This is a genomic window from Cerasicoccus frondis (genome assembly GCA_031296915.1).
In the GTDB taxonomy this organism is placed as follows: domain Bacteria; phylum Verrucomicrobiota; class Verrucomicrobiia; order Opitutales; family Cerasicoccaceae; genus Cerasicoccus; species Cerasicoccus frondis.
Map to the genome: position 1 here is coordinate 149,492 of JAVDPC010000002.1, position 14,360 is coordinate 163,851.

Here is a 14,360-nt window from a genome sequence, read left to right on the forward strand (position 1 = left end):
CCGTTGCGCTATAACCAGTGACGTGACGCAAGAAAACGAAGGCTTTTGGTTGTTCTCACCCATCTTTATTCATTGGGTGCTCTCGCTGGCGTTCAGCTTTCGCGTCATCATGAAGCGGCGCAACATCGGCGCCACGCTCGCCTGGGTCAGCGTCATGCTGCTCGTGCCGTATTTTGGCGTTGGGCTTTACCTAATCCTCGGCGAAATGCGGCTGGGCAAACGTCGCGAACGCCGCATCCGCGAACTCATCAACCCTTACAAGCAGTGGATCCAGTCACTCGCCGAAGGGTATCAAGTCAATTGGGATCACGCGCCTGACGCCGCCAAATACCTCGATCGACTGGCCGCCAAAACGGAAGGCACGCCCACCCTGCCCGGCAATCGGCTGGAAATACTCGACGACTGCGAAGGCGTACTCCGCGCAATCATTGAGGACATCAACCGCGCCGAAGAAGCGCTCTACATGGAGTTCTACATCTGGCACAATGGCGGCGTGGCCGACGAGGTGCTCGAAGCCGTGATCAAAGCGAAAGAGCGCGGCGTAGCCTGCCGCCTGCTCCTGGACTCCGTGGGCAGCAAGCACTTCCTGGCTTCCGCTAATTGCAAGCGCGCGCGCAAGGCGGGCATCAAAATTGTGGAAGCACTGCCCGCAGGCATACTGCGCGCAGCGTTCCGTCGGCAGGACCTGCGTCTGCACCGCAAGATCGTCATTGTCGACGGTCGCATCGCCTACACCGGCAGCCTCAATTTGGTCGATGCGCGCTTCTTTAAACAGGACGCCGGCGTCGGCCAATGGGTCGACCTCATGGTCCGCGTGCAAGGCCCCGCCGTCGAAGTGCTGGCGACGACGTTCCTCGCTGATTGGGATGTGGAAACCGAAGGCCGCCAGGTCGATGTCAACGAAGACCCCGGCGTCAAACGCCAGGCAGCCGACGGTCCTGCAATGGTGCAAGTCGTTCCGTCGGGCCCCGGTTTTTACCCGGACGCCATTTACCAGTTGCTGCTCACCACGATCTACAGCGCGCGCGAAGAGTTGACGATCACCACGCCGTATTTCGTGCCTGATGATGCGCTGCACACCGCCCTGCGCACCGCCGCCGCCCGCGGCGTGAAAGTGACCGTGATCCTGCCCGCCCGCAACGACTCCTGGCTCGTTCGCTATGCCTCACGCTCGCACTACGACAGCCTGCTGAAAGCAGGCGTGCGCATCATGCGTTTCAAAGCAGGCCTCCTGCACGCCAAGACCATTTCCGTGGACAAAGAATTCTGTCTGGTAGGCTCGGTTAACTTCGACATGCGCAGCGTGTGGCTCAACCACGAAGTCACACTCTTCGTCTACAACCACGCCTTCTGCGACCACCTCTGCTACCTACAGCGCCAATACATCGAACAAAGCGACGAACTCTGCCGCGAAGATTGGTCACAGCGCCCCAACCGCGAACGCATCCTGGAAAACATCGTCCGCCTGGCCAGCCCGTTACTCTGAGTTGCAAAGCTACTTTGCATCGCAAAGTCAATCATCACCCATGAGCGCCTTCATGTCGGCAAAGCCGATCTTCGAGTTGGCGGCCTCGCTGGCTTCGAAGAGGTCTTTGAGCAAGGCTGCCTTTTCACGCTGCATCGAAAGCACGCGCTCTTCCACGGAGTTGGCTACGATCAGCTTGTAGCTCGTCACGGTGCGCGTCTGGCCAATGCGGTGCGCACGGTCCGTCGCCTGAGCTTCGACGGCCGGGTTCCACCACGGATCGTAATGCACGACCGTGTCGGCGCCCGTTAGATTCAAGCCCGTGCCGCCGGCCTTGAGCGAGATCAGGAACACCGGAATCTCGTCGTCTTCGTTAAACTGCTCACACAGCGCGGCGCGGTTCTTCGTCTGCCCGTCGATGTAGAGATACGGAATTTTCTGCGCTTCCAGCTCTTCCTTCAGCAGCGCGAGCGCGGCCGTAAACTGAGAGAACACCAGCATGCGGTGATCGCCATCGAGCGACTCTTCCAGGATTTCGCGGAAGGCGTCGAGCTTGGTCGAAGCAATGGCCTCCTCGGCTTCCTTGTCCACCAGGCGTGGGTCGATACACGCCTGGCGCATGCGCAAGAGTTGCTTAAAGGCCGCCACGCGCAGCTTGCCCTCGGAGGCGTTCGCCATCTCAAGCTCAAAAACTTCGCGACGCGCTGTCTCTTCAACTTTGCGATACAAAGCTTCTTGAGCATCATTGAATTCGCAGTAGAAGACCTGCTCGATCTTCTCGGGCAGTTCCGGCGCCACTTCTTTCTTGGAGCGACGCAAAATGTATGGCGCCGCGCGATCACGAATACGCGCAGCATGCCACTCTTTTTCTTCACGCGAAGCGCCCGCCGGCGGCGGCTGCACATAGCCCGGCAGCACGAATTCAAACAGCGCGGCAAGGTCATCGAGCGAGTTCTCCACCGGCGTGCCGGTTAGCAAGAAGCGGCGGCGCGCCTGCAATCCGCGCAGGGCCTTGGCGTTTTGCGTTTGACGGTTCTTCACGTGCTGGGCTTCGTCACCCACGACCACGGCAAACGGCGCGGCATGAAAGAGGTCCGTGTCGCGCGCCAAGGTATTATACGACGTGATGACGAGGCCGAACTCGCTGGCGTGCTCCGCGCTGTGTAAGCGCTCGTTGCGATGGTGCGCAAAGACCTTCATCTCCGGAGCAAACTTGCGTGCTTCACGGCGCCAGTTCTCGACGAGACCCGCCGGGCAAACGACCAAGCACGGTTGCCCGGTTTCACTTTGTATCGCAGAGAGAAGCGTCAGGGCTTGGACCGTTTTACCCAAGCCCATCTCGTCCGCGAGGATGCCGCCCAACTCATTGGTATAAAGATGCCAGAGCCACGCCGCGCCAATCGCCTGATAAGGACGCAGTATCTTCATCAGCGCCTCGTTCGCGGGGGGCGCTTGCAGGGCGGTGAGATCGCTCAGCGCGCCACTGCGGCGCTTCCATTCCTCGGGCGCTTCGATGGCGAGGTCCAGCGCTTCGAGCTGCGCATTGACGGCAGCAGCCTCCTCACGCGAGATGCGCTTCGTCACACGAGGAGTCACGAGGCGGTCAGCGTTGCCGGTCAAGCGACGCTGCGCTTCTTGCATGGTGTTGAGCTTGCCGTGGTCGAGCAGGAACACGCCCTTGTGCGTTTCCAGGTAAGGCTGCCCCTTGTTCAGCGCCTGCGCGATTTGCCCCGACTCGATGCCCGGCGCCGCGAGCTCGGCGTCCGCAATGAAGTCATCGCCATCCTGCCGCAGGTGCACGCGCGCTTCCAGCGGCTTCAGCTTCTTCGTGTATTTGTTGAAGTTGGGCGTGAACTTCGCGCGGTAATGATGTTTGAGGCGGTCCCAGTGCTCAGCTAAAAATTGCAGCGTCTTGTGCCGGTCGCGCAGCCACCATTTGCGGTTGCTGGGCTCAAGCTTGAAGCTGTGGCTCTTGAGCAATTCCAACGCTTCTTCGTAGATGATGCTTTCACGCGAAGGCAGCGTGATCGCCAGGTAATTCGTCGACCCATCGACCTCCATCGGCGAGAGGTCGCGCTCCATTTCGCGGCGGCGTTTGGACTTGGTTAAGGTCGGTTGTGGCTTAGGCGTTTGCGGCTTAGGCGGCGGCGCCTTGGCCTCCACCATGATGTGCGGGTGCACGTCGGGCAATTTACCATCGACCCAGGGCAGCGGCGCCTTGGGGTTGCGAAATGAAAACGCCGCGTCTTCACCGGTCAGCGGTTGCAGGAGCTGGCTCAGTTGATCGCGCGTGAGTTGCATCATGCTGGGCGCCTTGCCACTCGTCCAACTCTCGATCAGCATGGCGGCAAGGATGTGTGGCGGCTCCGGCCAATACGCCTGCTTGGGCAAACGCTCCGGCGGGAAGATCTCCCCATCGACCTCAGCCTCCAGCTTGACCGGAATGCGGTCCTTCGGCGCGCACTGCGGTAGATTCGGTGGCAGCAGCAGGCGCCAACGCAGTGGCGCCCCGTCCGGTGAAATCTCAATGCTCTGCAACGTCGGGCCTTGGGTCATCTATTGCTTGGATGCCAAACTTTGTGACGATGCCAATACTTAATGCGCGAAACGCCGCTGTTTAAAACGCTGTGAAACTCGGACAAACGCACTCTACAGCCTTCCCAGATCAGTCCGTCCAACTGACAGTGCGGATCGAGACGATCTTCGCCACCTGTTATTGATCCTCACAGCGAGAAATCGCCAGTGACGATTACCTTGCCATCGCGGCTACCCGCCTCCGCTGCAGCGAACGCGGCCTTACCGTCAGCCAAAGAGAATTTCTCCGCGACGCTCATCTTGAACACGCCTTTGCGCATGAGTTCGTGGATCTCGTGCTGCATGGCGCCACGCTCGTCAGCCGAGGCGTTGCGCGCCCAGCGGTCCATCCAGAATCCACGCAAACAGACGTCATCGAAGATCAAGTTGCGCGTGGGGAACCGCACTTTATCGCCCACCATGCCGCCGAAGGTCACCACGACGCCGCTCTCGGCCATGCAACGAATCATCTTGATGACGCTTTCACCACCAATCGAATTGAGGCCGAGTCGTGGCTTTGCGCCACCAGCCGCAGAACCAAACTGTTTGAAGAAGTCATCGCCATCGGCCAGCACCACATCCGCGCCTAATTCCTTCAGCGGACCTTCCCACTTGGCTACGTCGCGCACGAGATTGATCGAGTGCAGGCCCAGGTGTTTGGCCAAGCCGATCGCGCATTGCCCAACCGCAGAGTTCGCGGCGTTTTGGATAATCCAGTCGCCGGGCTTCAAGTCGATAAAGTCTTTGAGAATGCGGTAAGCTGTCGGCGGGTTGATAAACGCCATGCAGGCCTGCTCGACGGGGAGATCTGCCGGGGCCTTTTCAAACGTATCCGCATCTGCGCAAACGGCGTCCACCAACACGCTTTCGTCGGGCATTTTGACGCGGTCGCCAGCGCTGAGCCGCTTCACGCCCTCACCCACAGCCAGGACTTCACCAACACCTTCCCGACCGGCCACTGCCGGCAGTTCACGCAGGCGTCCATAGCTGCCGCCGATCATCCCGAGGTCCGACGGGTGCAGCACCGCCGCGCGCAAGGCGACCAACGCCTCTCCCGGCCCAGGCTGGCCAATTTCCAAGGTGTCCATCTGGAGCACATCGGCGGGCTTACCATTTTCGTGATATCGCAGGGCTTTGATTTCCATAAGCCTACTGAATCCGAATTTTAGCTATTAGCAAAAGCCAAATGGATTTTGCCCAAGCTATTAACCCGGCTATTGATGATCAGAAGGCAACCAGGCCGAACATCCCGATCCCTAATGATGTTCAGGAACGAGCGTGATAGCATACGAGGTCATACGACACCGACTGCGCAACATTCTGGGAACAAGTTTTTTTTGATATTGTTTAATTCCCATAAAGCCAGCAGCCTGAACGCAGAATCCTTCCAACTACACATGATTTCCCCAACCAAGATTTTACAGCATGGCTTCAGCGCCGCAGCATTCGCTACCGCGATCACACTGACCACCGTCAATGCCGGCAACCTGACGCCCCCCGCCGGTGCGCCAGAATCCACCATGAAGACGCTGGATGAGATCGAGCCGCGCACGCCGATTGATCCATCCGGCGAATACGATACAATCGACGAGTCCGGCAGCTACTACCTGACCGGGCCTTATACCGACAGTAGAGTCGTCACCATCTCAGCGAGTAACGTAAAGCTGGATCTGGGCGGCTTTAGCCATAGCGTCGAGATCGTGGTGGGAGCTCACGTCCAAAATGTTTCTGTGGAAAATGGCGCCGTCAACAACATCCAAACCAGCCATTACATCGACGTCCGCTTCGATAAGCTCGCTATTTCAACCGGCGTCAGCCTGGCTCAGGGCGGAACCCACGAATTCTACGACTGCAGTTTTTCGGACGCCACATTCATTACCGAAGCCAAGTCGCTGAAATTGGATAACTGCCGCTTTGTAGAGTCAGGAATCGAAGTAAATGGCGAGGAAACCGTAACCTTGCTTAATAACTGCGTATTTACAGATTGTGATCAAATCGTAGGCATCCAAAACGATTATAATAAAGTAATCTTGCAGAACTGCGTGGGCAGGGATATCGAAAGCGCAATTCGCGATTATCATCACTGCGAAACTAAGCTGATTAACTGCAACTTTCACGGCATCTATGTTCTCTACGAAGGAAGTGGCAAGCTGAGCGTTTCGGGTGGATCCATCAGCGCCTATGATAATGGACACAGCCTGATTGTTGCATACGGCGACACCCACTTAAGCAACTTGGAAGCTGGACCATTTCAATCCGATAAAAAGCTGCAGAACTTCTTGCAGCATGATGGCAAAGAAAGCGTAGTCAGCATCGACAACGTTCGCCTGACCAATTTCGGCGAACCGTTCTACTGGGACTCGGATGCAAGGCTAACTGCAGATCAACTCATTGCCGAAGGAGTTGAACATTTTTTACTCCCCCCCCATAGCAATATAACCCGTTCTCAAGTTACGTCCTCACGCTATGATTCCCTGGAGATACAAATATATGATGAAGCTCACGTAGCGGATAGCATATTCTATACGAAAGGTGGTGGAATGGTAAGCGTCGGTGAAAACTGCTCCATCAGTGATTCACGCTTCACCGGCTTTGACCAGGGGCTAGAATTTTTTGAAAAATGCCAATTAAACAATCTAAAGCTAGTGGACTGTGAGGCCGGCGTCATTCTCAGCCGCTACTGCCGAGTCAAAGGCATAGAATTCCTGGGAAACGTCTCTGTGCTCTTTACGGCAACTGAACCGTTTTGGATCGAGGACTGTGCTTACAGCGATGCTGAAAATTCGATTTTCATGACCATTTCCGACAATGAGCATGATGTCGTAAACCGCCTATCTGGCATTAAAGGGGTCTTTGGGAAGTTCTTTGTCAATAATACGCCAGAGTCTCCAGTGGACATCTCTGACTGTGAGTTTACGGTCACTGATTGGTTTCTCGAGATGCCGGATAATTCCACAATTCGACATTCACTCTTAGAACTCCAAGTCGGCATCACTGGCGATGGGGCGCTTGCGGTGATCGACACCGAAATCATTGGCTTTCCTCGCGAGCAGGGTTCCAACAGTGCGATCGACTTTAACGGCAAGTTAACCATGGACCGTTGCCACATACAGGGCTTTGAAAGTGGCATTTACGCTGATGAAGTCGTCATTCAAAATTCAACGTTGATCGGAACTCATAATAGCGGAATCGGTATCTACAGCAATGCCTACTCCATCATTCGGAACAACTCGATCAGTGAGTATGAATGGGGCATACAACTCGGGGGCGGACGAGGCGGGCTCATCCAAGGCAACTCCATTCAATCCGAGAGCGTGGGCATACACGCCGACACCCAAACACCCAGCATCATCTCTCAAAACACGATCTATGCTGTGAACACTGGCATTGAAACCTACAGCAATAATCAGATCGTGAACAACCAGATCGTTTCCGCTCGCGGACTGGGCATCTACCTCAAGGAATCTGGCAATACCATTACCGGCAACATCATCACTTCGGGCGGCCCAGCGATTGGGGGCGACTCTTTATCAGCCCAACTTTATGGCCCGATCATTGAGCAAGACGGCGACTCCACCACGGTGGATCGTGGTAAAATCATTTCCGAAAACCCTTGGGCTAACGTGGGATCAACTTGGTAATGAACTGGCGACGCTACAGCTTCGTCGGGCTTAGTTTGCTCAGCAGCGCGGGCGCCTGGGGCGTGTCGCTTATCCCACAGGCCGACACCGCTTGGGGCGAGAACATCGGCTGGGTGGGCGACCGCGCGACCGAGCAAAGCTTCCTCGCTACCAGCAATTATTTAGCCGGCTACTTGTGGGGCGAAAACATTGGCTTGATCAACTGCGGCGACGGCCCGGCGAATGGTGTTTCCTATAGCCAGACCAAGGGCGACATCGGCGTCAATCGCGACCCTGACACCGGGCGCTTCACTGGCTATGCCTGGGCCGAGAATATTGGTTGGATTAACTGGGGCGAGTTTGATGACAACAGCGACATGCCACGCATGAGCAAAGAAGGCATTTTCGCCGGATACGTCTGGGCTGAAAACGCTGGCTGGATCAACCTCTCTCGCATGCGCCGGGCAGTGGATCTCGATGGCAATGGCCTGCCCGACAGCCTCGAACCCGACAGTGATGCCGATGGCATCCCGGACGGAGTAGAAACTCATCTTGGGCTGAATCCCAACGATACTGCCGACGGCGCGCAAGACGCCGACCACGACGGCCAGACCAATCAACAGGAAGCGCTGGCGGGCACCGATCCCGAGAACGGCGAGTCATTCTTTATGGTGCGCAAAATGAGCACTGCCAACAATCAGGTGACGTTGGAGTGGAGCAGCCTCCCGGGCGTGCGCTACCGCATTGCGCGCGCCGCAACGCCCAAGGATTCATATTCTCTGGAAGACCAAATCTACACCGCAACTGAAACCACCACCGTGGCGACCTTGCCAGTCTACGGCGACCCCGAGTTTTACCGCGTGTATGTGGTCACGGATTAGCACCGCACTACTCTGACGGAGTCAGCAAAACGCTGCTGGGGATCGCCTGCTTCGCAACGCCTGGCCCTTCATAACTAACCGTCAGCGAAGCCCCGCCGCCGGCATCGAAGAACTCAACGACGAGCTGATGATAGCCCGCCGACAACGTGGCCACGCCGGACACTTCCTGCGCGCCATGCACGCCATCGTTTGCCACGACCACGGCGTCATCGACCCATAAGCGACTGCCATCACTGGAATCGGTGTAAAAGGTGTAGTCGCCAGCAGTTTCGACCAGAAGCGACGCCTCAAAACGCAGAGCAAAGTCCGCCGTGAGGCCAGCGTCATTTGTCAGGCTGAAGTCGCTCTTCACACCACTCTCAACCGGACTCAGCGCATTAAAATCTGGCAGGCTCGCAAAGGAGCCGGAAAACAGTTGGTAGGCAACGCCATTGCTAAAAAGATCCGTGCTGCTATCGAACGACAGCCGGTAAAAGCGCGGCCCGGTATCCGCCGTCAGTCCCTCTTCGCACACCGTGACTTCGATCGGGTCATGCCCCGTCTCTGCAATCATGACCGCGTCGCCAACGAGGGAGACCATTGCGCCGCCATTCACGCTTTGCGCGAGCGCCGTCCAGCTACCTGCCTCCAGCGTGGTGCTGCGCCAAACGGTATAAGTCATATCGATCAGCGAGGGGTCACGCGGAAAGATGAGGCCGCTCTCGTAGCCTTCAAGGCAGAGACTGAAATTTCGCTGACTGGATTGAGTCGGGTCCGTGCCGAGCGCAATCTCGACGAGGTTCGCAATGCCATCCTGATCGGCGTCCGCGTCTCCGCTCGCCAGCGCAGCCTGGTTGCGAATTTCGGGCGGAAAATAGTTTCGCCAAATCGTCTGATAAGGCAGTGGCGGATAGAAGGCCGTCAGCACCACGGTGTCGGTAATCGTAAATTCTTCATCGTCCGCAGACAATTGCAGGGTATAGGCGCCGGGCTGATCCACCGAGAGTGTCGTCACCGGAGAACTAGCGTCCGCGATGATGGCATTCGCTCCAGCGGGTTGATCCAACACCGTCCAGGCAATGGTTAGCGAAGCGCTTTGGCCATCGTCGGTAATCTCACCGAACAGATCGATCACCGCCGTGCTATCGCTTTCCAAGGGGACACTCGCGTTCGTGCCAGCATCCACCACAGGCGCCGCATTGGGGATCTCGACATTGGCCGTCATCACCATGGCCCCCAGGTATGCCAAGCCGGTGTGGTTGTCCCGCTCGACTTCGACCAGAATCTCCCCGGAGGCATTCGGCGAAACGCCATCGATGACCGCGACTTGGTCCGTATTGTAGGCCGCCTCCAACGTCGCGGTCTGACCATGAATCGTGTAAAGCGCCCGGCGCACGCCACTGGAGCTGCGGGAGGCAAACAGCGTAAAATCGTAGGTTTGGTCCGGGTTCAATCCGCTAATCAGGACCGCGCCATAGTCATCGCCTTCGCGCACATAAAAGGCGTCCTGCTGCACCGTAGTCGGGTAAAGCGTATCCGTCGCCACGCCTGCCTGGGCGCCATAAAAGCTGTCGGATATTTCCACGCGCACGCCAGTCGGATCGCCATCGGTGTTGATCGCGTTTTCAACATAGCTGTTGGTGTCGCCGGCGTCCTCGTCGTAAATATTATTCCAGTCAGGCGTGGTCGCAGTCGAGTAACCAAAATCCACTTCGATAGTGTAGGACCCGCTGTTGATGACGTTCACCGTGGTGACGCCCTGGCCGTAGCGATAATATGAATCTGTCGTCGCCGCGCTGATCACATGCGCGCCAACCGTCAAACCCGCGGTGGTGATGCTAGGGCCAACGCCGAGTAAACCGTCGATATCGCTATGCCACTCCAACGTGTTGGCATCGATGGCAACGCCATCAGCATCCTCCGCCGTCCCGGTGAAGGTGAGCTCCGTCCCCAGCGGCACAAGGTCCTCCTCCGTCACGGGCGAATCGATGACGATGGTTGGCTTCTGCTGCGCGAACATCCAGGCGTATACGCTGGCTTCATCATAAGTGCGCGTGTAGCTGTTGTGGTCGCTGCCCGTGTAAAGCGTGACCTTGATATTGCGATCAAGGTTTTCGGGCACGCCACTTTGCCACACCCAATTCTCCGCCACCGCGTCAAAGTAAACGGTGTTGACCGTCGATGTGCCTGGGTAGCCGGTGCGGATATTGGGCGCGGTCGAACCCATCAAGTAAGACGCGAGATTCGTTGCTGAATCTTCTGCCAGCCCACGCTCGTTGGCCGAAGCGTTTACCGCCGTCAGCGCCCAGTAAGGCGATCGCGTTCCCAGGTAATCACCCAGTCCAGTCTCGACCTTCCCACGCATCGCGCAGACCACATAGGCCGTCACCTGGTCGGAATCCGCATCGTTGTTAATAAAGTCCTGAATGCCAGCGCAACCGGCGCTGAGGCCAGTCACGTAAATTCGCCGCGGATCGATGCGGTAAGTTTCCACGGCGAAATCTAAAAACAGGCGAATCTCGCGTGCATTCCACCAAGTGGTGTGCTGCGGCGCCAGAACCATGACGTCGTTTTCGTCGAAGAGGTCGCGGAACTTATGCGTCGAGCCGTCTTTCACGATGCGTGGTGGACCATGCCCCAGCACTCGCTGAAGGTGCCCGCTCGTGCCTTCCCCCTCCTCCGCCAAATAGCCATCGCCTGTCTCGCCGAGGCCGTGGAAAAACATAACCACTGGAAAATTCTCCGTCGGGTTTTCATGATACGCAGTCGGCAGGTATTCGTAGTAACCGTGCCGATTGCCGATGGTGTCCTTTTCGACCGCCGCAAACGAAGCTGCCTTGACGGCAGCAGCGCCCAAGAAAGACATTAAAAGTAGGCTATAAAACCGTGAGGATAAAGAACGCGCCGTCATGAGACTGAACTAGGATTATGTTTTACTCTGCTGGCAGCAGAGTCGGGGGACAAGCAGGCAGGAGGAAGCAAGGCCAACGCCTTGGCTGGCGCGATGCAGGATGCCAACCTCGGCGCAAGACCTCGTAGGATACTCCCATTACCGTCAATGGCCGTAAAGAGATTATATGGTGAAGCATTAAAATAAAACGAATTTTTACCATCCCCGAGCCTTCTCCCCCGCCCCCACGACCACGCAACAAGTTAACAGCAGCCGACAACCGCTACGCGCAACCCAGCCTCCGTTTCCGAAAAGCCGACCCGGTCTTTTTCAAAAAGCCTTATGCTATGTTGTGCAAAAGCCTACTCGGTTGTTTTGAAAAAGCCTTACGCTATGTTAGCACAACAACCGCTCGGTTGTTGGTGCAACATAGCACCGGTTGTTGCCCTAACATAGCCTCGGTTGTTGGTCAGACAAAGCACCGGTTGTTTTGGAAAACGCTTAGTAGGCTTTTGGGATAGAACAAAAGCGGACAGCCACCCTCAAAAATGAGGGCGCAAAGAAGTCGCTTCGACACCCGGCGGATAGGGTAATGGCTCCAAGCAACTTCTGGTTAGTTTGGAAAACGAGCCACTCACTATGGGTGGAGCCCGGTGTCCCGACCGGGCCTAGCATTGCCTCACCGCCAACCAGATATCTGAAATAAGCCTGCTAGGGACAGCAGGCTCCACCTTTGGCTGAACCAGCGCAACACGACCACGACCTGATCAGACAGCACGGCAGAATTCTTCAAACGCCCTAAGCAATGCCCTTTGACACGAAAGCGCGGCGGTCCAAAATCAGTAAACAATATTATATATAGTTTGCCAAAGCATGCGATTCATTCCACTATGCTGTCTCAATCCGTAGGATGCTCATTGAGCTAAGCTCAAGGGGCTAAGAAACACGACAGCCAGACCTAACAAGCCATGGAGAACAACCAGGTTCAGCAACTAACCGAATCTTTTGAAGGCCACGCCCAAACGACCGAGAACGGCGTTGAGTTTTGGCTGGCTCGAGATTTGCAGTCATTGCTGGGTTACACCGAGTGGCGCAATTTCTTAAAGACAATTGCCAAGGCTGAAACCGCTTGTGAAGGCTCCGGACACGAAGTTTCCAACCATTTTGTTGACGTCAACAAAATGGTAGAAATCGGATCAGGTGGGCAACGCGAAATCGAGGATGTCATGCTCACCCGCTACGCCTGCTACCTCGTCGCGCAAAATGGCGATCCCCGCAAGCAAGAGATTGCCTTTGCCCAAACCTATTTCGCCCTGCAAACACGGCGAGCCGAGCTCAGCGAACAGCGACTGCTGGAGGCTGAGCGTGTTTCCGCGCGGAGAAAGCTCTCCGATACAGAAAAGGAACTTTCGCAAGTCATATTCGAGCAAACCGGAGGCAACAAAAACTTTGGCTTAATCCGCAGCAAGGGCGATCAAGCGCTATTCGGCAAGAGCACACAAGACATGAAGGCGCAATGGAAAGTGCCGGACACGCGCCCTTTGGCCGACTTCGCACCGACCATCATTCTGAAAGCCAAAGACTTTGCCACCGAGATCACCATTCACAATGCCCGCGAGAAGACGATGCGCAGCGAACCGCAAATATCCCGTGAGCACGTCACCAACAACCAAGCAGTTAGGAAAACACTCCTGGATCGAGGCATCCGTCCGGAAAGTCTGCCGCCCGCCGAAGACGTGAAGAAAGTCGAACGTCGTCTCATATCGGACGAGAAGAAGGCGTTGAAGAATCCAGACACGCTGGAAGGCTCCTAAGCCTCTTCGACCATCGCCGCCAGGTCCGGCACCGCCCCCCAGCCGGCATGACGCACACACAGTCGCCCCCTCAAAAACGAGGGCGCAAAGAAGTCGCTTCGACACCCGGCAGATAGGGTAATGGCTTCAATGGCCATCCGCATATTCTTTGCCTTCATCCTCAGCCTGCCTGCTATGTGGTTCGCCGGTTGGGCGTTCCTCGACTACCGGAAAAAGAAGACATCCGCCCGCCCGTTTTCCAACGACACCTCGCGACCACCCGGTGAGTCTACCCGCCGCAAACTCGAAGACCTGCAATGGGACTACGTTGGCAAACTGCTCTTCATCTTCATGCTCGCATGGCTGAGTATATTCCTGTTTTTGCTGGCGCCGCGTGTCCCAACTGACCCCAACGCGGAGTTCAACATCTGGACCTTCCTCTTCGTGATCACCGCGCTGGCGGTCTTGTTCTTCACCGGCTTTTGGCAATCGGTGAAGCTGCGAGCGCTCCTCAAAAAAGTCGCCGCCTACAGCCTCGGGTTCGATGGCGAGCGCCACGTCGGCCAGGCGCTCAACCGGCAAATGCGGCGACCGGAAGTCAGCTGCGTTTACCACGACTTCGTCTTCGAGCGCGCGGGCAAAAAGTTTAACATCGACCACGTGGTCGCCGGCCCGGGCGGCGTGTTCGTCATTGAAACGAAGACGCGCCGCAAGCCCCTCGACGCCGACCAAAAGCCGAACTACAAAGTCCGCTACGACGGCCAGCGCCTCCACTTCCCCCAAGTCTCCACCGATGAGCCCATTGCCCAAGCCCAGGCCAACGCGCGCACCTTCGCCGAATGGCTCTCCGGTCAGCTGGGCCACCAAATCTCCGTCACCCCGATCATCGTCATCCCCGGCTGGTGGATCGACTACCAAAACCAGGGCAGCGGCCCCGCCGTCATCAACGACGCCATGATCAAGAGCTACGCCTTCCACTCACCCTACCCACTCGAAACCATCACCCTCAACCGCATCGACGCCGCCCTCTGGCGCGAAAACGCGGAGTCGTTGAATTGAATAAAAATTAAATTGGGGGCGAGGCACAATAACCTTAAAATTGTCGCTTCCTAATATTCTAGACAACTTAAAGTATAATTCATTGAAATCATTGGCACA

At 56.7% G+C, this 14,360-nt stretch carries 8 protein-coding genes; 5 read left to right on the top strand and 3 right to left on the bottom strand.

The genetic code is table 11. The features are described from left to right. Positions 1-22 precede the first annotated feature (22 nt). Positions 23-1,486, top strand: a complete 1,464-nt coding sequence (cls, locus tag RBB63_RS02085) for a cardiolipin synthase (RefSeq protein WP_309380609.1) — start codon at positions 23-25, stop codon at positions 1,484-1,486. A gap of 27 nt (positions 1,487-1,513) precedes the next feature. On the opposite strand, the gene RBB63_RS02090 is transcribed toward cls, so the two are convergent. Beyond that, a complete protein-coding gene (locus RBB63_RS02090; protein WP_309380611.1) occupies positions 1,514-4,021 on the bottom strand; it encodes a DEAD/DEAH box helicase in 2,508 nt (835 codons plus the stop codon). Positions 4,022-4,188: 167 nt separating this feature from the next. After that, positions 4,189-5,184: an MDR family NADPH-dependent oxidoreductase gene (locus RBB63_RS02095; RefSeq protein ID WP_309380613.1), complete on the bottom strand. Its 996-nt coding sequence runs from the start codon at positions 5,182-5,184 to the stop codon at positions 4,189-4,191. Between the two features lie 252 nt (positions 5,185-5,436). Here RBB63_RS02095 and RBB63_RS02100 point away from each other — a divergent pair, with 252 nt between their 5' ends. Both RBB63_RS02100 and RBB63_RS02105 read left to right on the top strand, forming a co-directional pair. Then, positions 5,437-7,680, top strand: coding sequence for a right-handed parallel beta-helix repeat-containing protein (locus RBB63_RS02100; RefSeq protein ID WP_309380615.1), 2,244 nt, complete (start codon positions 5,437-5,439; stop codon positions 7,678-7,680). Then, positions 7,680-8,540, top strand: a complete 861-nt coding sequence (locus RBB63_RS02105; protein ID WP_309380617.1) for a hypothetical protein — start codon at positions 7,680-7,682, stop codon at positions 8,538-8,540. The genes RBB63_RS02100 and RBB63_RS02105 overlap by 1 nt, the downstream gene beginning before the upstream one ends. 7 nt (positions 8,541-8,547) lie before the next feature. On the opposite strand, the gene RBB63_RS02110 is transcribed toward RBB63_RS02105, so the two are convergent. Further along, entirely contained in the window at positions 8,548-11,385 is a 2,838-nt protein-coding gene (locus RBB63_RS02110) for a PA14 domain-containing protein (RefSeq protein WP_309380619.1), read from the bottom strand. A gap of 992 nt (positions 11,386-12,377) precedes the next feature. On the opposite strand from RBB63_RS02110, the gene dinD reads away from it, so the two are divergent. Together dinD and RBB63_RS02120 are read left to right on the top strand one after the other, a co-directional pair. Continuing rightward, a complete protein-coding gene (gene dinD / locus RBB63_RS02115; RefSeq protein WP_309380621.1) occupies positions 12,378-13,223 on the top strand; it encodes a DNA damage-inducible protein D in 846 nt (281 codons plus the stop codon). A gap of 120 nt (positions 13,224-13,343) precedes the next feature. After that, complete coding sequence (locus RBB63_RS02120; protein WP_309380623.1) at positions 13,344-14,261, top strand: nuclease-related domain-containing protein; 918 nt, start codon at positions 13,344-13,346, stop codon at positions 14,259-14,261. The last annotated feature ends 99 nt before the right edge of the window (positions 14,262-14,360 follow it).